The organism is Pseudomonas sp. ABa2, assembly GCF_056676075.1.
Genome location: NZ_CM155239.1, coordinates 2,672,709 through 2,688,913 on the forward strand (window position 1 = coordinate 2,672,709; position 16,205 = coordinate 2,688,913).

At 68.2% G+C, this 16,205-nt stretch carries 12 protein-coding genes; 1 reads left to right on the forward strand and 11 read right to left on the reverse strand.

Annotation, left to right across the window (positions count from 1 at the left end; genetic code table 11):
- Nucleotides 1-20: 20 nt before the first annotated feature.
- From AC1G9C_RS13055 to AC1G9C_RS13080, 6 genes are all read right to left on the reverse strand, one after another.
- Nucleotides 21-2,501 (reverse strand): efflux RND transporter permease subunit, encoded by a 2,481-nt coding sequence (locus AC1G9C_RS13055; RefSeq protein WP_480407768.1) that lies wholly within the window; start codon nt 2,499-2,501, stop codon nt 21-23.
- A gap of 27 nt (nt 2,502-2,528) precedes the next feature.
- Nucleotides 2,529-3,596, reverse strand: coding sequence for a WD40/YVTN/BNR-like repeat-containing protein (locus tag AC1G9C_RS13060; protein ID WP_480407769.1), 1,068 nt, complete (start codon nt 3,594-3,596; stop codon nt 2,529-2,531).
- A 133-nt stretch (nt 3,597-3,729) separates the two neighbouring features.
- Nucleotides 3,730-5,085, reverse strand: a complete 1,356-nt coding sequence (locus AC1G9C_RS13065) for a DUF1329 domain-containing protein (RefSeq protein WP_480407770.1) — start codon at nt 5,083-5,085, stop codon at nt 3,730-3,732.
- Between the two features lie 38 nt (nt 5,086-5,123).
- On the reverse strand, nt 5,124-7,103 hold the full coding sequence (locus AC1G9C_RS13070) for a DUF1302 domain-containing protein (protein WP_031303076.1): 1,980 nt from the start codon (nt 7,101-7,103) through the stop codon (nt 5,124-5,126).
- Nucleotides 7,104-7,240: 137 nt separating this feature from the next.
- Entirely contained in the window at nt 7,241-7,807 is a 567-nt protein-coding gene (locus AC1G9C_RS13075) for an RBBP9/YdeN family alpha/beta hydrolase (RefSeq protein ID WP_480407771.1), read from the reverse strand.
- A 284-nt stretch (nt 7,808-8,091) separates the two neighbouring features.
- Entirely contained in the window at nt 8,092-9,657 is a 1,566-nt protein-coding gene (locus AC1G9C_RS13080; protein ID WP_480407772.1) for a methyl-accepting chemotaxis protein, read from the reverse strand.
- Between the two features lie 285 nt (nt 9,658-9,942).
- Here AC1G9C_RS13080 and AC1G9C_RS13085 point away from each other — a divergent pair, with 285 nt between their 5' ends.
- Nucleotides 9,943-10,965 (forward strand): AraC family transcriptional regulator, encoded by a 1,023-nt coding sequence (locus AC1G9C_RS13085; RefSeq protein WP_480407773.1) that lies wholly within the window; start codon nt 9,943-9,945, stop codon nt 10,963-10,965.
- A gap of 17 nt (nt 10,966-10,982) precedes the next feature.
- On the opposite strand, the gene AC1G9C_RS13090 is transcribed toward AC1G9C_RS13085, so the two are convergent.
- The 5 genes from AC1G9C_RS13090 to AC1G9C_RS13110 all read right to left on the reverse strand — a co-directional run bounded on the left by AC1G9C_RS13090 (nt 10,983) and on the right by AC1G9C_RS13110 (nt 16,203).
- Entirely contained in the window at nt 10,983-11,828 is an 846-nt protein-coding gene (locus tag AC1G9C_RS13090) for an SDR family oxidoreductase (protein ID WP_480407774.1), read from the reverse strand.
- Between the two features lie 39 nt (nt 11,829-11,867).
- Complete coding sequence (locus tag AC1G9C_RS13095) at nt 11,868-12,617, reverse strand: hypothetical protein (protein WP_480407775.1); 750 nt, start codon at nt 12,615-12,617, stop codon at nt 11,868-11,870.
- Nucleotides 12,618-12,975: 358 nt separating this feature from the next.
- Nucleotides 12,976-13,608 (reverse strand): CoA transferase subunit B, encoded by a 633-nt coding sequence (locus AC1G9C_RS13100; protein WP_122109910.1) that lies wholly within the window; start codon nt 13,606-13,608, stop codon nt 12,976-12,978.
- Between the two features lie 2 nt (nt 13,609-13,610).
- Entirely contained in the window at nt 13,611-14,321 is a 711-nt protein-coding gene (locus AC1G9C_RS13105; protein ID WP_480407776.1) for a CoA transferase subunit A, read from the reverse strand.
- A 25-nt stretch (nt 14,322-14,346) separates the two neighbouring features.
- Nucleotides 14,347-16,203: an alpha/beta fold hydrolase gene (locus AC1G9C_RS13110; protein WP_480407777.1), complete on the reverse strand. Its 1,857-nt coding sequence runs from the start codon at nt 16,201-16,203 to the stop codon at nt 14,347-14,349.
- Between the last annotated feature and the right edge of the window lie 2 nt (nt 16,204-16,205).

Sequence of the window (16,205 nt, forward strand, 5' to 3'; positions counted from 1 at the left end):
CCAGGCTGCGCCGCTTATCGCTAGGCCCCGCTGGCGCTAGGCTCGGGCTGCGCGACGGGCTGCGCCACGCCCTTGCCCGAGAGCAAAAAGTGCGACAGCGCCGGGATCAGAATCAACGCGCCCAGCATGTTCCACAGGAACATGAAGGCCAGCAGGATGCCCATGTCGGCCTGGAACTTGATCGGCGACCAGGCCCAGGTAATCACCCCGGCAGCCAGGGTGATACCGACCAGCCCCACCACCCGGCCGGTGAAGGCCACGGCGTTCTGGTAGGCATCGGCCAGCGACATGCCCTGGCGCTGGTAATGCAGCTGCACGCTGAGCAGGTACAGCGCGTAGTCCACGCCGATGCCCACGCCGAGGGCGATCACCGGCAGGGTCGCCACTTTCACGCCTATGCCCATGGCCACCATCAGCGCCTCGCAGAGGATCGAGGTGAGCATCAGCGGCAGCAGCGCCACCAGGGTCGCGCGCCAGCTGCGGAAGGTGAACAGGCAGAACAGCGCCACCGCCAGGTAGACGTACAGCAGCATGGTGCGGTTGGCCTCGCGCACCACGATGTTGGTCGCCGCCTCGATGCCGGCGCTGCCCGCGGCGAGCAGGAACTGGCGCTCGGGCGTGCTGTTGTCGCGGGCGAACTGGTCGGCGATGGCAACCACCTCGTCCAGGGTCTCGGCCTTGTGGTCCTTGAGGAAGGCGATCACCGGCATCAGCGAGCAGTCGGTGTTGAATAGCTCCGGGGCATTGACCGAGGCCTGCTGCGCCGCGTAGTTGAGCATGTCCTGGTTGCGCTGGATGCTGGCCAGCTTGGGGTTGCCCTCGAAGCTGCCGGCGGTGATCTGGCGCACCGCATTGACCAGCGACACCGTGGTCTGCACCGACGGGTGCTGCTGCAGCTCCCAGGCCAGGCGGTCGGCCAGGACCAGGGTCTGGTAGTTCAGGCAGCCTTCCGGCGCGGTCTTGATAATCACCGCGAACAGGTCGCTGGACAGCGCGTAGTGGCTGGTGATGTAGGCGTTGTCGCGGTTGTAGCGCGAGTCCTGGTGCAGCTCCGGGGCACCGCTGTCGAGATCGCCGATCTTCAGCTGCAGGCTGACCATAAAGCCGCCGATGCCCAGCAGGGCCGCCACCAGCACCGCGCCGGTGGCCCACTTGCGGGTGGTGAAACGGTCGAGCAGGTCCCACAGGCGGCCGAAGCCGCGGTGCTGGGAGGCGCGGGTATCGATGCGCAGCGCCCGCGCGGCGGCTTTCTCGCCGACGCCGACGTAGGACAGCGCCACCGGCATCAGCAGCAGCGCGCTGAAGATCAGCACGGCCACGCCGATGCTGGCGGTGATCGCCAGGTCCTGGATCACCGGGATGTCGATCAGCATCAGCACGGCGAAGCCCACCGCATCGGAGAGCAGCGCGGCGACCCCGGCGACGAACAGGCGGCGGAAGGTGTAGCGCGCCGCCACCAGCTTGTGGGTGCCGCGGGCGATGTCCTGCATGATGCCGTTCATCTTCTGCGAGGCATGCGACACGCCGATGGCGAACACCAGGAAGGGCACCAGGATGGTGTAGGGGTCGATGGCATAGCCCAGCCAGGCGATGATGCCCAGCAGCCAGATCACCGCCACCAGCGAGGACAGGATCACCAGCAGGGTGCTGCGGATGCAGCGGGTGTAGAGCAGGATGATGAGCAACGAGCTGACCACCGCCAGGGCGAAGAACAGCATCACCTGGATCAGGCCGTCGATCAGATCGCCCACCAGCTTGGCGAAGCCGATCACGCGGACCTTGTACTTGCCGCTGCCCTCCTCGCCGGCCTCGCGCGCGGCACTGTCGCCGGCGAATTCGATCTGGTCGCGCAGCTGCTCCTCGAGCACCTGGGAGAACTGGTGGTAGTCGATGCCCTGGCCGGTGGCGGTGTCGCGGTCGAGCAGCGGCACCACGATCATGCTCGACTTGAAGTCGTTGGCCACCAGGCTGCCGACTATGCCGGCACGCACGATGTTCTGCCGCAGCTGCTCGATGTCCTCGGGCTTGCCGGCGTAGTTGTCGGGCATCACCGGACCGCCCTGGAAGCCTTCCTCGGTGACCTCGGTCCAGCGCACCGCCGGGCTCCACAGCGATTTCATCCAGGCGCGGTCGACGCCCGGGGTGAGGAACAGCTTGTCGCCGACCTGCTTGAGCGTCTCCAGGTATTCGGGGTCGAAGATGTCGCCTTCGCTGTTCTCCACCACCACCCGCACCGAGTTGCCCAGGCCGCGCAGCGAGGCGCGGTTCTCCAGGAAGTTCTGGATGTAGGGCTGGCTCTGCGGAATCATCTTCTCGAAGCTGGGCCGCAGCTCCAGGCGGGTCACCGCCATGTAGCCCAGCACCAGGGTGACCAGCGCCATGAGCAGGATGAACGGCACGCGATGGTTGAACACCATGCGCTCCAGCAGGTTGCCAGTGTTCGTGTCGAAATCGCGAACATCGCGGATCACCGGCATGGTGTCTTGCTTGATATTGCCCATGACAGGGTACTCGCTCGGATTGGGAGGTTATTCGCCGGACAGGCTGCGCACGCCGCGACTGCCCACCAGGACCAGATCGTCGGCGGCGGACAGCGTGGCGCCGGCCACTGGCGACTGGCTCTGCTGCGGGATCAGGCGCAGCGCGCTGCCCTCCTCGGCCTGCAGGCGGTGCCCGGCCTGGGTGAACAGCTGGTAGCGCCCGGCGCGGTCGCGGGCGGCGGCGGTGATGCTGACCTGCAGGCCGCTGTCGAGCTCGCGCCAGTTCTGGCCGCCGTCGCGGCTGCGGAACACGTGGCCACGCAGGCCGTAGACCAGCACCTCGCCGGGCTTGCCGATGACGCCGAAGTAGGTGCCCGTGTAGGGGCTGTCCAGGGCGACGAAACGCTGGCCGGCGGCGTCCCAGCGGCGCAGCAGGCCCTGCTCGCCGACCAGGTACAGCGCATCGCCGGTGTACCCCAGGGCGGTCAGATGCAGGCCCATGGGGTTGTCGCTGCGATCCTGCAGCGGCAGCCAGGTCTGGCCGCCGTCGCGGGTGGCGAGAATCAGGTTGAACACGCCCACGGCGAAACCGTTGCGGGCATCGGCGAACCAGAGGTCGAGAAAGGGCTTGTCGGCCCCCTGCTCGATCAGACGCTCGCCTTCGGCCGCCAGTGCAGCCCACTCTTCGTTCTCGGGCTCGGCGGCGGCCAGGGTGCTGTAGTGGTCGTGCACCAGGGCGCCGATCTGCCGGCCATCGAGCTGCTTGCGCCAGGTCAGGCCGCCGTCGGCGCTGTGCAGGATCACGCCGTCGTTACCCGCCGCCCAGCCCTGGCTCGGGCTGGCGAAATGCACGGCATTGAGATCGACGCTGACCGGCACCTGGGCCTGCTGCCAGTGCTGGCCGTCGTCGTCGGAATAGAGAATGTGGCCACGCTGGCCGACCGTCACCAGTCGGTCGCCGGCGCGGGCGACGTCCAGCAGCGGGCTGTGCACGGCCAGCGCACTGGGCTTGGCCGGCAGGTCCAGCACGTCGACGTAGTTGCTGGCCCAGGCACTGCTCTGCAGCGCCAGCCAGGCGCCCAGCGCCAGCTGCAGGTAGCGTCGGATTGCACGCATAGCGCGTTCCTCGTGAGAAAGAAGGCCCCGCCTGGCTGCACCGCAGCGGCTAGCAGGGCCGAAAAAACCAGCCCGCAGTCGTCGCCGACCGCGGGTGCTCAACGCCGGCCGGGCCCTGCCCGGCCGGCGACCCTCAGCGGATACCGGCGCCGGCCAGCGCCTCGGGCGACCACTGGGCCTTGGACAGGGGCTCGATGTACTTGATGCCGCCGTACGGGCCGACCACGCCGTTGACGTTGTAGCTGCCGCCGATCAGGTCGTAGATGACATGGGGCGCGGTGTTCGGCGTAGCGACGTCGTAGCTCTGGGTCAGGAAGCTGAAGGAGCCGCGGTACAGCTGGCCACCGGCGTCGTACTGATCGGAGGCCAGGGCGTTCCAGCTGTCCTCGTCGAGGTAGAAGCGGCGCTTGGCATAGATGTGGCGGGCGCCGGCCTTCAGCGTGCCCTCGACCACCCACACGCGGTGCTTCTCCCAGCGCACGAACTCCGGCGCCAGGTGATTGGGCGTGGTCAGCTGCTTGGGGTCCTTGATATAGGTGAGCTTGTAGGTGTTGTAGGGCACGAACATTTCCTGCTTGCCGACCAGCTTCCAGTCGTAGCGATCCAGCGCGCCGTTGAACACATAGATGTCGTCGTAGGTGCCGGAGCCGGCGGTACCCGGGTTCGGCGTGTCGTAGGCCAGGTTCGGCGCCAGCTTGACCCGACGCACGCCGGGCAGGTACTGCCAGGCGCGGCGCGGTTGCTCCAGCGGATTGGCGGCGTCCTTGAGCATCAGCGATTCGCCGGCGCGGCGGGCCGGGCCGCTGTAGTACAGCTTGGTCTGGAAGTAGGTGTCCCTGGCGTCGATCACCTTGTTCGTGTCTTCGTAGATGGGGAAGGCGTTGAACGCGGTGCCGGTGGTGGCCAGGGTGGCGACGCCGGCGGCATCGACGTTCCAGGAGTCGTACTTGGTGGTGTAACCGGCGCCCTGGAAGCGCAGCAGGTGGTTCCACATGGCCTCGGCGCCGGACTGCGGAATCGGGAAGGGAATGCCCGGCAGCACGTTCTCGATGGCGTTGCCGCCTTCCAGCGACTTGGCCCCGGTGGCGTTCTTCAGCGTGTTGTCCAGCAGCGCCTGGGGCATGGTCGCGGTACGGTGGCTGGGGTAGACCTCGGCGCGGAAGCTCGGGTAGCGCTTGGCCAGTTCGTAGGTCACGGCGGTCAGCTGGTCCTTGTACTGATCGGCGTTCTTGCCGTCGATCACCAGCAGCGGCTGCTCGCCGGCGAAGGGATCGGGGCGCACGGTGTCGCCGTTCTTGAAGCCTGCCGGGGCGGTGTTCAGGCCGCCCTCGAAAGCCGGGATGGAGCCGTCGGCATTGCCGGCCTTTTCGGCACCGACCAGGGTCAGGGTCTGGCCGAGCTTGGCGGCCTCGTCAGCGGATACCGCGGCCTGGGCCTGCGCAACGACCAGCGCCAGAGAGGCAGCCAGTAGGGTTTTCACGAATGTCATTGGGTGTACTCCTGCTCGTAAGCTGGGCAATTCATAGATCAGAAGGTGGTCTTGAAAGTCAGATAGAGCGCACCCCGGTCTTCGCCGGTGGCCCCACCGCCGGAGAAGGAGGCATAGCCGCCGGCGTAGCAGGTGTAACGCTCGGTACCGTCCAGGGCGTTGGGGGTCGCGCCATCGGTCGCGCCGTTCTCGCACTTGGCCGAATCGCCGAAGGAGTCGACGTACTTGAGGTCGACGTAGTACTGGTTGTAGATGGCCGCGCTCACGCCCACCGCGTAGTTGCCGGTGTCCTCGGCACCGCCGGCGACCACCGGCGAGACGCCGTCGAGACCGACGTTGATCGACATCGGCGCGGACAGATCCACGCCCGGGAACACCTGGTACCAGGTCGGCGTGAAGTTGACCGCCAGGCCCCAGTTGTCGCGGGTCGGCTTGTCGATGCCGCGGTAGGTGTCCTTGCCCTTGTACAGCGCCTCGTTCTTGCTATCGAGGCTCAGCAGGTTGCTGTAGTACAGCTCGCCCAGCAGCGTCGCGGCGTCGAACAGCGGCGTCTCGGCGATGGCCAGCAGACCGTTGAGGGTCCAGTGCAGGGTGTCGCCGGTGGCGGCCATGCTGTCGCCCTCGCCCGGCAGGTCGGTGACCACGCCGGAACCGGCGCTGCGCGGCGGCAGCGCCCCCAGGCCGGCGGCCAGCCCGGCCGGGCCGGTGGCGCTGACGATGGCCGGGATGCTGGACAGCGGCATGTTCTTGCGGATGTTCAGGTCGCTGCCGACGCTGACCCCGGCGAACTCCTTGGACAGGCTCAGGCCGTAGATGTCGATGTCGTCGCCGTAGGACAGGTTGTAGCTGGTGCCGGCCAGGGAATCGACCAGGCGGCAGACGCCGGTGGCCGGTACGCTGACCACGCCGCCCGGCGCCACCACGCAGCTGCCCTGGGTCAGCGACAGCGAGCGCGCATCCAGCACCGCCTGCGGCAGGATGTCGGAGGTCCGGCGGTAGTAGAAACCCAGGGTGCCGTCGAGCCACTCCGGTGCCCACTTGGCCATCAGCCCCCAGTCGCCGCTGTCGTTCGGCGTGTTGTCGTCGCCGCGGCGCACGTTGGTCAGCGCGTCCTGACCGAGGAAGCCCGGTGGCGTCGCGGTGTGGCCGAGCAGGAAGGACTGCGCGCCCTCGCCGAGCAGGTCGGAGGTGCCGTAGTAGGTGCCGGCCTCGGGTAGGCGGGCGGCGTCCCAGTCGAAGAAATACTGGGCGCCGAAGGTCCACTCGGAGTTCAGGGTGAAGCTGGTGGAGAGCTGGTTGCGCGGCATGAACAGCTCCTTGGCCTCGGTGCCCGGCGAGGCGGCCAGCTTGGCCAGGTCCAGGCCGGACTGGCCGTAGCTCAGCGAGTGCACCGGGTTGAGAATGGTCTCGCCCCAGAACACGTTGTGCTGGCCGGCCTTGACGCTCAGCAGCGACTCCTCGCCGACCTCGGTGCTGTAGAACACGAAGGCGTCGAGGATCTCGCCGGACGGGCCGCTGTAGTAGCGCTTGGCGTAGCGGCTCAGGTGCGGATTGCCGTTGCCCAGGCCGTCGGCGCTGGCAAAGGGGCCGACCAGCGGGTGCTGGGTGGTCATGCCGCTGGCCGCGTCGTTGCCGTTGACGAAGGGGTTGGAGTTGGAGCCGGTGTTGTCGTAGGCCTTGTCGTACCAGCTGGCGGCGCTGACCCGAAAACCCATGCGGTTCTGGTAGACCACGTCGAGCTCGGTGAGCAGGTCGACGCGGTTGGTGATGTTGGTGCCGGCCTTGCGGAAGTTGTAGTCGCCGTCGTTGTTGTTCGGCGTGGCCAGCATGCGCTTATCGGCGCTCTCGGTGCGTACGCCATAGTTGTACTTGACCGTGTTGTCGAAGCGTACGGCCCAGTCCTCGCTGCCCAGGTCGACTTCGACGGCATGGGCGGCCGGCATGGAAGCGGCGAGGATCGCCGTGGCCAGCAGGCTGCGCCGCAAGGGCCGAGTAGCGTGATTCTTATTGTTGTACATGCGTTGTCTCCGCTTGTTGTGTTTGTGGCTCTAACAACGGCTCACATCCGGTCTAGCAAGGGTGCGAGTTCTCATGCTGCGGCTCAGCCGGCGGCTGGCGACAGCGCTGGGCGACGCGGCTCCGGGAGCCGCGCGCCTCAACAATCCAGTTCGCGAATGAAGGCCTCGGCCCGCTCCCACTCGCCGTAACCCGAAGCCGGGTTGAGGTGGCCGACCGCGCCGAGGTTGACCAGTTGGCTGCCCCAGGCCTCGGCCAGGTGGCAGGCGGCTTCCAGGCTGGCCAGGTAGTCGTTGCTGCTCGCGGCGACGATGCTGGGAAAGGGCAGGCGGCCGTCCGGCAGCGGATCCCAGCCATGCGCGCGCAGGCTGTCCGGCGTCGGATAGCCCTGCGGCCAGCTGGCCTGCAGGTCCGGCGGGGTGGCCAGCAGGGCGCCCTGGATCGGGCGGCTGTAGCGGGCCGCCCAGTGCGCCACCATCAGCACGCCGGCGCTGTGGGCGACCAGGATCACCGGGCCCTCGATCTGCTCCAGCTCGCGCTGGATGGCCTCGACCCGGGCCGCACAGCTGAGCTTGTCAGCCTGCAGCGGGGCAACCGAACGCACCTTGCTCAGCTTGGCTGCCAGCAGGGTCTGCCAGTGTTGCGGCACGTGTTCGCGCAGACCGGGAACGATCAGCACCGTGGCATGGGTTTGCAGCTTTTCCACATCGACACCTTTGCAGTTGGCTCCGGCTTTACGGGTAGCCGGATGGTCGTTGCAGACAACAGTAAAGAGCCCCCACCTACCCCGCTTCACATTTGGCGTCAGCCATTTCTCATTTGATGACAGGGGCGAAATGCCCCTTCGAACGCCACCGCACAGCCTCCCGAAAAGCCCCTCCCCGGCGGCCGTTCCGGGCCGGCAACGGCGCCGCGCAGCTGGGCCGGACGCGCGCCAGCCTCACGAAGGGGTTTCAGATTGCCGGGCGGGGTCATGCCGGCGGTGGCCGCTCAGGTATCGAAGCGCGCGACCAGGGCATGCAGGGCGTGCGCGGTGGCCTCCAGCTCGCCGCCCAGGTGCGCGGAGCGCGCAGTGACCTCGGCATTCTGCTCGGCGGCCGTGGAGATATTGCCGATCTGCCGGGAAACGTCCTCGGCCACCAGATTCTGCTGCTCGGCGGCGGCGGCCATCTGCTCGGCCATCTGGTGGATGCGCTCGACGGCGGTGGTGATGGCGTCCAGCGCCTGTTCGGTTTCGCTCACCCAGGCCACCCCGGCCCGCGCTTCCTCGCTGCCCTGGCGGGCGATCTGCACCGCCTGGGCCGCCACCTGCTGCAGGCTGGCGATGATGCCCTGGATCGCCTCGGTGGACTCCTGGGTCTTCGACGCCAGAGCCCGCACCTCGTCGGCCACCACGGCAAAGCCGCGGCCCTGCTCGCCGGCACGGGCCGCCTCGATGGCCGCGTTGAGGGCCAGCAGATTGGTCTGTTCAGCGATGCTGCGAATCATGTTGGCCGCCTGCTGGATCGACTGCGCCTCGCCGGCCAGCCCGGCCACCGAGGCACTGATGCCGTCCACCGTATGCGCCAGCTTCTCGACCACCGCGCGACTCTGCCGGGCCTGGCTGCTGCCGCCTTGCGACAGCCAATTGACCTGGCGCGCCTCGACGGCGGTTTGCTGCACGTGCACGGCGACCTGGTTGATCGAGGCGGCCATCTGCTGCATGGCGGTGGCGGCCATGTCGGCCTCGACCCGCTGTGCCTGCAACGCCCGCTCGGCCTGCTGCACCAGCTGGCCGTTCTGCGAAGCCTGGCGGGCGGTGCGCGTGGCTTGGTCGCCGAGCAGGCCGAGCGCGGTACGGATGCGCGCGCCCTCGCTGATCAGCGCCAGCTGCAGCCGCGACACCGCGCCGGTGTCGTCGGTGTAGGTGCGCGCCACCAGCTCATTGTCGAAGGCCTTGGGCGCCGCCAGGGCGACCCGGCGCAGGGCGCGCTTGACGAAGCGCAGGGTGGCCAGGGTCTGCGCCAGCGACAGCAGAATCACCAGCGCCATGCCCAGGCCGGCCTGGCCGAGGGCGAACAGCCAGGGCCCCAGTCCCGCGCCGAGCAGTGGCAGCAGCATGAAGCGCGCCGCCACGCCGAGGCGCTCGCCCAGCGAGACCGCCGCGCGGCCCTGGTTCAGGCGTGCATACAGCGCGCTGGCGCGGCGCACCTGGTCGGCGTCCGGCTTGACCCGCACCGACTCGTAGCCCACCACCCGGCCCTGCTCGAGGACCGGCGTGACATAGGCGTTGACCCAGTAGTGGTCGCCGTTGCTGCAGCGGTTCTTGACGATGCCCATCCAGCTCTTGCCGGCCTTGAGGTACTCCCACATCTGCGCGAAGACCTGCGCCGGCATCTCCGGATGGCGCACCAGATTGTGCGGGCTGCCGATCAGTTGCTCGCGGCTGAAGCCACTGACGGCGACGAACTCGTCGTTGCAGGAGGTGATCAGCCCCCTGAGGTCGGTGGTGGAAATCAGACGTTGGTCGGCCGGATAGGTACATTCGCGGCCACTGAGCGGCATGTTGACTCGCATGGTTGCTCCTACGCGTGGTTTTCCGCACCGGCTGTGCGGACAGCTGCACTGCGCCGCGGCCAGCGCGGGCCAGAGCGACAGGAGCAGTGCCGCAAGCGCCAGTCTCGGGGCGGCGGTGCCGGGCGCGAATGCCCGGCAGACCGGCCAGGATAGTAGGAGCTCGCCCCCCGCACCGGCTTCGCTTTGGCTGCCAGGCACTTTTCATTTCATGACTAACGTTTTATAAGCTAGAGGCATGTCCAAGCCCAGCGGCCAGCCCGAGCCGCCCCGAGAGCGAGCCCCTGCATGACCGCCCAAGCCCGTGCCGCCGTGTTGACCAACTACCTGGAAGTGGCGCGCCAGTACGGCCTCAATACCCGCGTGCTGATGGCCCAGGCGGGCCTGACGCAGGCCATGCTCAACGACCCCGACCAGCGCATACCGGTCGAGGCGGCCATCCGCCTGATGGAAGATTCCGCCCGCGAAAGCGGCTGCGAAACCCTCGGCCTGCGCATGGCCGAGCTGCGTCAGCTCTCCGACTTCGGCGAGGTCAGCCTGCTGCTCAGCCACCAGCACAGCCTGCGCGATGCGCTGCAGGTGATCGTGCAGTACCGCCACCTGATGAACGACTCGCTGGCGATCTATATCGAGGAAGCCGGCAAGACGGTGCTGATTCGTGAGGAAGTGGTCAGCGAATACCCCAGCCACAGTCGCCAGGCCATCGAACTGGCCATCGGCGTGATGTACCGCTTCTGCGCCGCCCTGCTCGGCGCGCACTGGCACCCGATCAGCGTCAACTTCAGCCACGAGGCCCCGACGGATCTCTCCGTGCACCGGCGCATGTTCGCCTGCCCCCTGGAGTTCGGCAGCGAATTCAACGGCATCGTCTGCCCCTCGACCAACCTGGATACCGCCAACCCGCTGGCCAATGCCGCCATGGCCCGCCACGCCCAGCGCTACCTGGACTCGCTGCAGGGCTCCAGCGAACACTCGCTGACCCTGGACGTGCGCAAGGCCATCTACCTGTTGCTGCCCATGGGCCGCGCCACCATCGAACAGATCGCCCAGGCCCAGGGCATGAACGTGCGCACCCTGCAGCGGCGCCTGGAGGAGGACGGCGGCACCACCTTCAGCGAGCTGATCAACAGCGTGCGCCGCGAACTGGTGATCCGCTATATGGAGAACCCCGGCTATTCGCTGGCGCGCATCGCCGACATGCTCGGCTACTCGCTGCCCAGCTCCTTCACCCGCTGGTTCATCTCGCAGTTCGGCATGCCGCCGGCGACCTGGCGCGAGCAGCACCAGGTGGGCTCGCGCAAAGGCAGCTGAAGCCCCTCAGAGCCTGTTCAAAGGCTGCTGCGCCGCGGCAACGCGCCGTACCCTGCCAGCAGGCGGTCACGCCAGCGGGTCGGCAACCAGGCGGCCAGGTGCCACATCGGATGCAGGGGATAGCGCGGCTTCGGCCTGCTCGCGCGGATCGCCCGCAACACCGCCAGACTGACGCGCTCCACCGCGGCGCCCTGTCGCGCGCTGCGTTCCACCCGCTCCAGCAGCGCCTGCACTGCAGCCTGATAATCCGTGCCGGCGTAGCGCGGATCGGCCTTGACCTTGCCCCAGATCGCGGTACGGATCGGCCCCGGCTCGATCAGCACCACCTCGATGCCGTAGATGCCCAGCTCCACCCGCAAGGCGTCGCTGACCGCCTCCAGCGCATGCTTGCTCGCCGCGTAGCAGCCGGCCAGCGGCGTGGTCAGGCGCCCGGACACCGAGCCGATATTGATCAGCCGACCACGGCCGGCGCGACCGGGCCCGGCGCCGAGCAGGGGCGCGAAGGCCTGGGTCACGCCGATCAGGCCAAACAGGTTGACCTCGAACATGGCCCGCATCTCCGCCAGCGGCTGCAACAGCAGCGGGCCGGTGGGCGAGGCGATACCGGCGTTGTTGATCAGCGCCGCCAGCCCCTGCCCGCCGACCCAGGCCTCGACCTGGCGCACCGCGTCCGGCAGCGCCGCCTGATCAGTGACGTCCAGCAGCAGCGGATGGAAGGCCTCGCCCAGCTGCTCGCGCAGCCGGGCGGCCTCGTCCTGACGACGCAGCGTGCCTATGACCCGGTAACCCTGATCGAGCAACAGACGGGCACAAGCCAGGCCGATGCCGGAGGAAACGCCGGTGATGAGAACGAAGGGCTGCATGCCGTTGACTCCTTGCAGTGGTGGGTGGGAAATATCGGTTCAGGGCGCCGGCTGGCGCAGGCTCGCGGCCAGCTCGTCGAGATCGAGCACGGCGCGGCTGAGGTAGAACTCCGCCCCACCCTGCCCGCGCGTCTCCGACGCCTGCAGCAACGGGCGGACGAACTGGTAGCTGCTGCGGATCTTGGCCAGCGCCTCGGCATGCTCGGGCAGGAGCAGGCGCAGCTGCGCGAAACGCGCCTCGAGCACCCGGTCGAGCGCCTGCGGCGAGAGCTGGGCGAAGGCCACAGGCGCGCCCGACGGCCAGGAGTAATGACGTATCTGGTAATCGAGCAGCAGGCTGGCCAGATCCAGGCTCTGCTGCCCCAGCAACTGCAGCGGCGTCGGCGCCTCGACAGCGGCCGAGGCCGGCGCGACGACCCCGGCGGCCGCCTGTTGCAGCGCGCGCTGCTGGCTAAGCAGCTGGGCCAGCAGCTGCGGATAGGCCTGACGCTGCCGGCGCGGCAAGGCGTCGAGCGTGGCGAAGCTGCGTTGCATGGCCGCCAGCGGCGCGGCCAGTGCGGGCGGCTGGCCCAGCTGCAGAACCTGGATCTGCAGGCTGTGCAGGTGGTGGTAGACGGCCGTCAGGCTGCGCGGATCCGGCGCCCGCTCGGCCGGATTGAAGTACAGCAGGGCGCTGGCGCAGAGCAGTTGGCCGCGCGCGCTCAGCTCGTTCAACGGTTGGGGCTGGCCGGCGGCCAACAGCGGGGCACACAACAAGGGCAGCAGGAAAAGCCGGATGACTCTGCGCATGGTCCTAACCTCGTTCTAATTGTTATCGGGCTAAGCGGTTCTGCACCTGCCAGCGACAGGCGCGTCCGCGGCGGCAGGCGCAGCCGCCGCGGAGGTGGAATAAAAAAGCGGACGACTGCTACTCCAGCCGCCGCGAAGCATCCAGGGCGGTGCCCCCCGGATTGACCAGCTCTTTGGTGCCCGGTGCGCTGAACAGCGCAGCCCGGCGATGGTGGACGCACTCGCCTTGCCAAACGGCAAGCAAGCGCCGCCACACAGGATTAAAAGGCGGCGAGCTGCGTGCGCAGTCGCCGCAAACGCTCCGGAGCGTCACGCCGAAGCGGGTCACGCCCTGACCTGAAAGCACAGGGCGTGGCGGTTACTGGCGCCGGATCGCGCAGCCGGTGGCCGCCTGCAGCTGGTCGAAGTCCACGCCGGGGGCCATCTCCACCAGCTCGAGGCCGGCGGCGGTGATGTCCAGCACGGCCAGGTCGGTGATGATCCGGTCGACCACGCCGACGCCGGTCAGCGGCAGGTCGCAGCGTTCGAGGATCTTGTGCGCGCCGCCCTTGGCGCAGTGCTCCATGATCACCACCACGCGCTTGACGCCGGCCACCAGGTCCATGGCGCCGCCCATGCCCTTGACCATCTTGCCGGGGATCATCCAGTTGGCCAGGTCGCCGTTCTCGGCCACCTGCATGGCGCCGAGCAGGGCCAGGTTGATGTGGCCGCCACGGATCATGGCGAAGCTCTCGGCGCTGTCGAAGAAGCTGCTGCCGGGCAGCGTGGTGATGGTCTGCTTGCCGGCGTTGATCAGGTCGGCGTCGATCTCCTCCTCACCGGGGAAGGGGCCGATGCCGAGCAGGCCGTTCTCGCTCTGCAGCCAGACCTCCATGCCGTCGGGGATGTAGTTGGCCACCAGGGTCGGCAGGCCGATACCGAGGTTGACGTAAAAGCCGTCCTGCAGCTCGGCGGCGGCGCGCTGCGCCATTTCTTCGCGGGTCCAGGCCATGATCAGTTCCCCCCTGCCGTTTTAGAAAGCGTGCGCACTTCGATACGTTTTTCCGGGTTGGGGTTGAGCACCAGGCGCTGCACGAAGATGCCCGGCAGGTGGATCTCGTCGGGGCCCAGTTCGCCGACCTCGACTATCTCCTCCACCTCGGCCACGCACACCCGGCCGGCCTTGGCGCACAGCGGATTGAAGTTGCGCGCGGTCTTGTTGAACATCAGGTTGCCGGCCCTGTCGGCCACCGCGCCCTTGATCAGCGCCACGTCGGCAGTCAGGGAGCGCTCCATCACGTACCAGTCGCCGTCGAACTGGCGGGTTTCCTTGCCCTCGGCGATCAGCGTGCCGTAGCCGGTGCGGGTGAAGAAGGCCGGGATGCCGGCGCCGCCGGCGCGCAGCTTCTCGGCCAGGCTGCCCTGGGGGGTGAATTCCAGCTCCAGCTCGCCGGCCAGGTACTGGCGCTCGAACTCCTTGTTGCCGCCGACGTAGGAGGAAACCATCTTCTTGATCTGGCGGCTGTAGAGCAGCGGGCCGAGGCCGAAGTCGTCGACCCCGCAGTTGTTGCTGATGATGGTGAAGCCGGTCTTGCCGGTCTCGCCCAGCGCCGCGATCAGCGCCTCGGGGATGCCGCACAGGCCGAAGCCGCCGGAGGCGATGGTGATGCCGTCGTGGACGATATCGGCCAGCGCGGCATGGGCATCGGGATAGAGCTTGTTCATGGATGACCTCGGGATTGATCTGAACCTAGCGCTCCAGCACATAGGTGCCGGGCGCGGCGCACAGCGCCGGGTATTTCTTCGAGCCGAGCGTTTTCGGCGCGCTGCGGCTGGCGCCGGAGCGCTGGCCGATCCACTGCCGCCAGTGCGGCCACCAGCTGCCTTGCTGGCGCTCGCCGGCGGCCTCGAGCCAGTCCTCGGCCTCAGGCTGGGCCGCCGGAGCGGCATGGAAATAGGCCTTAGGGTTGCCTGGCGGGTTGACCAGGCTCTGCAGGTGGCCGGCGTTGGACAGGACGAAGGTGCTGTCCTCGCCGAACAACCGGGCGGTGCCGTAGCAGCCCTGCCAGGGGGTGATGTGGTCGGTGGTGCCGCCGACCACATAGGCACCGACACGGACCTGGGTCATGTCGATCGGCAGGCCGGCGATGTGCAGCCGGTTCGGGTTGCTGAAGGGGTTCTGCTCGATCAGGTCCAGGTAGTCGGCGTGCAGCTGCGCCGGCAGGCGCGTGGTGTCGCTGTTCCAGGCCAGGATGTCGAAGGCCGGCGGCTTGTTGCCGAGCAGGTAGTTGTTGACCCAGTAGTTCCAGATCAGGTCGTTGGGCCGCAGCCAGGCGAACATGCGCGCCATTTCCTGGCCGCTGAGCACACCCTTGCGCCGCGAACCGGCCTTGGCCGCGGCCAGGGCCGCCGGGGTGGCGATCATGCCGATGCCGGTGTCGTCCATTACCGCAGGCATGTCCAGCACGCATACCGCCCAGTTGGTGTTGGCCACCTTGGCGCCCTCGCCCTGGGCCGCCAGCCAGCCCAGGTAGGCGGCCAGGGTGATGCCGCCGGAGCAGGAACCCCACATGTTCACGTCGGGGCTGCCGGTGATCTGCCGCGCCACGTCCACCGCCTGGTCCAGGCACTGCACGTAGTCGGACAGGCCCCAGTCGCGCTGCTTGGCCGTGGGGTTGCGCCAGCTGATGACAAACAGCTGCACGCCGCTGTCCTGGATCCACTTGATCAGGCTTTTTTCCGGCGACAGGTCGACGGCGTAGTACTTGTTGATCTGCGGCGGCGACATCACCAGCGGGCGACTGAACACGCTCGGCGTGGTGGGGGCGAACTGCAGCAGCTCGAACATCTTGTTGCGAAACACCACCTCGCCCTTGGCCGTGGCGAGGTTCTCGCCCAGCTTGAACGGCGTGCTGTCGACCTGCGACGGCAGGCCGCGGTTGTGCAGCAGGTCGCGGGCCAGCTGACGGCCGCCCTGCAGCAGGCTGGCGCCGCCGGTGTCGACCACCCTGCGCAGCGCCGCGGGGTTGGTCAGCAGCAGGTTGCTCGGCGCCAGGGCATCGACCAGCAGGGAGGCGACGAAACGTGCGCGACCCTTGTCGGCGCCCTGCAGGTCCGAGGATTCGATAAAGCCATTGAGCTCGCGCTCGCCGGCCAGGTAGCTCTGCACCAGGGCGCGCAGGAAGGGGTTGCTGTGCCAGGCCGGATCGGCGAAGCGCTTGTCCTTGGGCGCCGGTGCCAGCGCGGACGCGCCGCTGGCGATGCGGTAGAGCTCGCGCAGGTAGTTGCCGCCGTGCATGCCGGCCTTGAACGGGGTGCGCGCCACCGCCTTGAGCAGCGAGCCGGCGGCGCCGAGCACATCGCGCGGGCGCACGCCGATCAGCGGGGTCACCGCCAGGGTGTGCTTCTCCGCGGCCTCGGCCAGTTCGGCGGCCGTCTCCAGCACTATCGACTTGGCTGTCGGCTTGGCGACCTTGCGCACCACCTTCTTGGCGGTCGGCTTGCTGGCGCTCGGTGCCTTGCTCCGGTTGCTGCGCGGCTTGCGCAGGGCTGCGCCGTCCGGCACGGCGGACTGCTCCGGCGTCGGGGATTCGGGGTTTTGCTTCATGA

Bases quoted from the DNA above. Each gene is read 5' to 3' on its own strand.
- AC1G9C_RS13105 (WP_480407776.1), bottom strand. From the start codon at position 14,321: ATGAACAAGCTCTATCCCGATGCCCATGCCGCGCTGGCCGATATCGTC.
- AC1G9C_RS13095 (WP_480407775.1), bottom strand. From the start codon at position 12,617: ATGCGCAGAGTCATCCGGCTTTTCCTGCTGCCCTTGTTGTGTGCCCCG.
- AC1G9C_RS13065 (WP_480407770.1), bottom strand. From the start codon at position 5,085: ATGACATTCGTGAAAACCCTACTGGCTGCCTCTCTGGCGCTGGTCGTT.
- AC1G9C_RS13055 (WP_480407768.1), bottom strand. From the start codon at position 2,501: ATGGGCAATATCAAGCAAGACACCATGCCGGTGATCCGCGATGTTCGC.
- AC1G9C_RS13070 (WP_031303076.1), bottom strand. From the start codon at position 7,103: ATGTACAACAATAAGAATCACGCTACTCGGCCCTTGCGGCGCAGCCTG.
- AC1G9C_RS13090 (WP_480407774.1), bottom strand. From the start codon at position 11,828: ATGCAGCCCTTCGTTCTCATCACCGGCGTTTCCTCCGGCATCGGCCTG.
- AC1G9C_RS13110 (WP_480407777.1), bottom strand. From the start codon at position 16,203: ATGAAGCAAAACCCCGAATCCCCGACGCCGGAGCAGTCCGCCGTGCCG.
- AC1G9C_RS13085 (WP_480407773.1), top strand. From the start codon at position 9,943: ATGACCGCCCAAGCCCGTGCCGCCGTGTTGACCAACTACCTGGAAGTG.
- AC1G9C_RS13080 (WP_480407772.1), bottom strand. From the start codon at position 9,657: ATGCGAGTCAACATGCCGCTCAGTGGCCGCGAATGTACCTATCCGGCC.
- AC1G9C_RS13060 (WP_480407769.1), bottom strand. From the start codon at position 3,596: ATGCGTGCAATCCGACGCTACCTGCAGCTGGCGCTGGGCGCCTGGCTG.
- AC1G9C_RS13100 (WP_122109910.1), bottom strand. From the start codon at position 13,608: ATGGCCTGGACCCGCGAAGAAATGGCGCAGCGCGCCGCCGCCGAGCTG.